We start from the raw sequence: 629 nt of genomic DNA, 5'->3' as shown, positions 1-629 counted from the left end.
GGAGTCCATCCAGCCGCACCATCTGCACATCGGAACCATCCAGGGCGAGCATATCGCATCGCAGGCGATATCAACCCATGCCTTGCAGGATGAGTCTGTTACGTCTGACAAATTGGCGGATGAGAGCGTGACGGCCGCCAAGCTGTCTGCCCACTCGGTCCAGCCGTGGCACATTACGGACGAAGCTGTGCAAGGAAACCATCTGGCAGAAGAGGCTATCCAGTCGAGTCATTTGGCCCCGGAAGCCGTTACCTCTGCCCATTTGCAGGCTTCGACGGTGCTTACGAGACATCTGGCCCCGGATAGCGTATCCGGTCGTGCGCTTCAAGCGGAAAGCATCACCTCGGAAAAGCTGGCAGCACGCTCGGTGCAAGGAATGAATCTCGCGGAAGGCAGCGTCGGGCCTTCACATCTGTCTGCACAGGCGGTACACCCCCGGCATCTGGCAGCTGGTGCGGTACAGGATAGAGCGCTGGCAGAGGGGGCAGTGAAGTCCGTGCATATCGCACCGGAGTCCATCCAGCCGCACCATCTGCACATCGGAACGATTCAGGGCGTGCATATCGCATCGCAGGCGATATCGACCGATGTTTTGAAGGATGAGTCTGTTACGTCCGACAAACTGGCGG

1 pseudogene is annotated in these 629 nt (G+C 58.8%); it reads left to right on the top strand.

The features are described from left to right. Positions 1-629: pseudogene (locus L696_RS31040) on the top strand (WIAG-tail domain); the annotation flags it as partial.

Source organism: Paenibacillus maysiensis (genome assembly GCF_000520815.1).
GTDB classification, from domain to species: Bacteria; Bacillota; Bacilli; order Paenibacillales; family Paenibacillaceae; genus Paenibacillus; species Paenibacillus maysiensis.
The sequence above is the reverse complement of the archived record's forward strand: the minus strand, read 5'-3'. Positions and strand labels throughout refer to the sequence as shown.